The 3,047-nt window shown below is 48.4% G+C and carries 1 rRNA gene; it reads right to left on the bottom strand.

Features of this window, described 5'->3' with window-relative positions:
• Positions 1–45: 45 nt before the first annotated feature.
• Positions 46–2,933, bottom strand: a 23S ribosomal RNA gene (locus P6N22_RS10590).
• Positions 2,934–3,047: the final 114 nt, after the last annotated feature.

Raw genomic sequence — 3,047 nt, 5'->3', positions numbered from 1 at the left:
GGGTTACCTATTTATTGTCTATACACTAAATAAGGTAGTGAAGCTAAAAAAAAGACAAACGTACTATTAGTACTGGTCAGCTAAACGAATTACTTCGCGTACACATCCAGCCTATCAAGCTTGTAGTCTTCAAGCGTACTTCAGGGATTGTTCATCTTGGAGTTGGCTTCCCGCTTAGATGCTTTCAGCGGTTATCACATCCGAACGTAGCTACCCAGCTATGCCCTTGGCAGGACAACTGGTGCACCAGTGGTTCGTCCAACCCGGTCCTCTCGTACTAGGGTCAGCTCTCCTCAACAATCCTACGCCCACGGAAGATAGGGACCGAACTGTCTCACGACGTTCTGAACCCAGCTCGCGTACCGCTTTAAATGGCGAACAGCCATACCCTTGGGACCTGCTCCAGCCCCAGGATGCGATGAGCCGACATCGAGGTGCCAAACCTCCCCGTCGATGTGAGCTCTTGGGGGAGATCAGCCTGTTATCCCCGGCGTACCTTTTATCCTTTGAGCGATGGCCCTTCCACACAGAACCACCGGATCACTATGACCGTCTTTCGACTCTGCTTGACTTGTATGTCTCACAGTCAGTCCGGTTTATGCCATTATACTCTACGAAGGATTTCCAACCCTTCTGAACCGAACTTTGTAAGCCTCCGTTACTTTTTAGGAGGCGACCGCCCCAGTCAAACTACCCACCAGACATTGTCCTCGCACGGGATAACCGTACGGAGTTAGCTATCAGAATATTCAAGGGTGGTATCTCAAGGATGCCTCATTAGCAACTGGCGTCACTAAATCAACGGCTCCCACCTATCCTGCACATGAATATCCCAATAGCAGTGTCAAGCTATAGTAAAGGTGCACGGGGTCTTTCCGTCTTTCCGCGGGTAGGAGGAATTTTCACCTCCACTACAATTTCACTGGATCCCTTGTTGAGACAGCTCCCATCTCGTTACGCCATTCATGCAGGTCGGTATTTAACCGACAAGGAATTTCGCTACCTTAGGACCGTTATAGTTACGGCCGCCGTTTACTCGGGCTTCAATTCAACGCTTCGCAAAGCTAACGCATCCTTTTAACCTTCGAGCACCGGGCAGGCGTCACACCCTATACATCCTCTTACGAGTTGGCAGAGTGCTGTGTTTTTGGTAAACAGTCGGGAGGGACTCTTTGCTGCGACCCATCAATGCTTTCGGAAGTAAATTCCTAAACAAATAGGGCACACCTTATACCGAAGATACGGTGCTAGTTTGCAGAGTTCCTTAACAAGGGTTCATCCACGCGCCTTAGAATACTCATCTCACCCACCTGTGTCGGTTTACGGTACGGGCAACATTACATCTCGCTTAGAGGCTTTTCTCGGCACGACAGTATCGACGATTCAAAGCGCTTGCCGAAGCAATTGCTCTGCCTGTCAGGTCTCGGTCGAATGTACAGCGGATTTGCCTACTGTACAACCTACACCCTTCGAGCCACTATTCCATCAGTGACCTCGTCTAACTCTATGCGTCCCCCCATCGCTCAAACGATGTAATGTCGGTATCGGAATATTAACCGATTTGCCATCGTCTACCCCTTTCGGACTCGACTTAGGTCCCGACTAACCCTACGATGACGAGCATCGCGTAGGAAACCTTGGGTTTTCGGCGAAGAAGATTCTCACTTCTTTTCTCGCTACTCATGCCTGCATGCTCACTTCCATCCGCTCCAGTACTCCTTACCGGTATACCTTCAACGCTGAATGGAACGCTCTCCTACCACTTACAGTAAACTGTAAATCTAAAGCTTCGGTGTACATCTTAGCCCCGTTATATTTTCGGCGCAGAATCGCTAGACCAGTGAGCTGTTACGCTTTCTTTAAAGGATGGCTGCTTCTAAGCCAACCTCCTGGTTGTCACAGCAACTCCACATCCTTTTCCACTTAGATGTAACTTTGGGACCTTAGCTGTTAGTCTGGGTTGTTCCCCTCTCGACGATTGATTTTATCACCCACCGCCTGACTCCCGAGGTTACACATGTAGTATTCGGAGTTTGATAGGGTTTGGTACCGCGGTAAGCAGCCCTAGCCCTGTCAGTGCTCTACCCCTACATGCTACTAACTCGAGGCTATACCTAAATATATTTCGGAGAGAACCAGCTATCACTGAGTTTGATTGGCCTTTCACCCCTATCCACAAGTCATCCCATGACTTTTCAACGTCAGCGGGTTCGGTCCTCCACTGGCTCTTACACCAGCTTCAACCTGCTCATGGATAGATCACTCAGTTTCGGGTCTGCAGCATCTGACTAATTCGCCCTATTAAGACTCGCTTTCGCTACGGCTTCGCGTTCGCTTAACCTTGCCAGATACCACAACTCGCAGGCTCATTATGCAAAAGGCAGTCCGTCACACATTAAAATAGTGCTCCGAATGATTGTAAGCCATAGGTTTCAGGTTCTATTTCACTCTGCTCACCGCAGTCCTTTTCACCTTTCCCTCACGGTACTTGTTCACTATCGGTCTGGTAGTAGTATTTAGGGTTGGAGGGTGGTCCCCCCATATTCAGACAAAATAACACGTGTTCCGCCCTACTCGTTCCTTAGTCTAGTACCACATAATAGTTTTCGCTTACGGGGATATCACCCTCTATGTCCACTCTTTCCAAAGTGTTCGGCTAACTAATATGCTATCACTAAGCGCCCTAATCCAGTTTCGCTCGCCGCTACTCCCGGAATCTCGTTTGATTTCTTTTCCTTCAGGTACTGAGATGTTTCACTTCCCTGAGTTCGCCCCCCGTAGGGTAACATGAATCGCTCCATGCTGGGTTGCCCCATTCGGAAATCCCCGGATCAAAGCTTCTTGGCAGCTCCCCGAGGCTTTTCGCAGCCTAGTACGTCCTTCATCGCCTCTACCAGCCAAGGCATCCACCTATGGCCCTTAATATCTTTTATTCTAAATTGCTTCACTACCTTATTTAATGTATCCCTACACTAAATAAAGTAGCCCTTATTGTAGTTTTATAGTTGTTGACTTTAACAATTGTAATTTAATGAACTTTTGGTTTA

This window comes from Sulfurimonas sp. C5, assembly GCF_029872055.1.
Lineage (GTDB): Bacteria > Campylobacterota > Campylobacteria > Campylobacterales > Sulfurimonadaceae > Sulfurimonas.
Note: the sequence above shows the minus strand (reverse complement) of the source record. Positions and strands in the feature narration are given on the sequence as shown.